The following is a 1,404-nucleotide window of genomic DNA, read 5'->3' on the forward strand; positions in this document are numbered from 1 at the left end:
GCCCGGCCAGCCTCAAAATACAGCCTATCCAATGGGGCGGAGACGGCGCTTACGTTGCACATGGAAGAGTTCATGAAAAGGCGTACCGGCGTCTCCGGGGAGCGAGAAAGCCTGTGGCAGAAAACGGGGCGTGTTAATGTTAACAACGTGAGTTTCCCCGGGTTGGGTAAGCAGTATCAGATGCGCGAGCTGGTCGAACAGTATCTGTTGCCCGGTTACCTGGAACACCCGACGATGTATTTCTACCGAAATAACCAGCGTCCGGAAAAATGGAAGGGGTTAATCACCGACCTTGATACGCAGTACCCGGAGGTGGCGGTTGGCCTCGGCGGTAGCTCAAAATGCACCCGGGCCGAAGCCATCAACATTACCGGCTACAAACAATACAAGGAAGCTCTGGATAAAAACCGTCTGCCCATTGAGGAAAGCCGCGGAGTCTCCGCACTTCAGCAAGAAGTTAACGCCTTCAAAATGGCGCTTTCCACGCTGATTCCGGTGAATGACAATGTGTTCAGGCAACGTTTTGAAGGAAGAAGCTTTTTCGACAACCCGATTATCCGCCGCGCGCTCATCGCATTGGTTGATAAAGCGCTGGTCACCCTCGACGGGGATCTGGTCACCCTCACCCCCAACGGAGTAACGCTGGTCGAAGCCATAATTAATACCCAATTCGTAACAGCCCAAGCCTGAGGGAGCCAGAGCACGATGAGAGCGAGCTTGACGAAGTCGAGGAAGTTAGCTGCCAATTTGTCGTGAGAGCAGCAGCTGATTCATCAGTGCTTGGGCCAGCAGTGCGGACGGCGCAGATGCCGGGCGGGGACGCGCTGCCGGCGCGATGTAACAAGTATCTCATCTGATCGCGGGGTTCGGGTGGTAGTGAAACACGGCTTTTAGAATTGCACTCCGTAGTTCGGCTAAATCGTCAAACCTGACGAGTTTGGCGCGGCCCGCGATCAAGCCCGCAAAGTGATTTATCGCAGCGGGATCGATGCAGAGGTTTGAGATGTCTTCCAACACTCTCGCTACCGCTTCGGCGGTGGAGTCGACCAAGTCTGTAATTCGACGGCGTACCAAAGGTAACCCAACTCCGGCTTCCCTTCCAAAAGCCTGCCAACCATCGGCGTCCATCTCGGCGAGAGTGGCACGCTTTCCGATCCTCATGGCCATTTTGGTGAAAGGTCTGGATATGCGACGGTTGAAAGCAGGTCGCACAGCGGGGCCACTCTAGGTCCCTGCTCATCGTAGAGGAATGAGAAATTCTTGCCGTGAGCGTTGGCATTCCCGACGATAAGGTTAAAGATCGCGGCGTCCAGCAGCTTCAACACATCTTTCGCGGGGCGCGCTGATACGTAAGCGCCGTCTCCGCCCCATTGGATAGGCTGTATTTTGAGGCTGGCCGGGCGT

Annotated in this window: 1 protein-coding gene and 1 pseudogene; one reads left to right on the top strand and one right to left on the bottom strand. The window is 55.4% G+C overall.

Annotated features, from left to right (window positions below):
* A partial coding sequence (locus ILFOPFJJ_RS34565) for a hypothetical protein (protein WP_210267725.1) occupies nt 1-690 on the top strand: 690 nt, incomplete at its 5' end.
* A 159-nt stretch (nt 691-849) separates the two neighbouring features.
* Here ILFOPFJJ_RS34565 and ILFOPFJJ_RS36760 read toward each other — a convergent pair.
* A pseudogene (locus ILFOPFJJ_RS36760) lies at nt 850-1,404 on the bottom strand (HipA domain-containing protein); the annotation flags it as partial.

Source organism: Sinorhizobium psoraleae, from assembly GCF_013283645.1.
In the GTDB taxonomy this organism is placed as follows: domain Bacteria; phylum Pseudomonadota; class Alphaproteobacteria; order Rhizobiales; family Rhizobiaceae; genus Sinorhizobium; species Sinorhizobium psoraleae.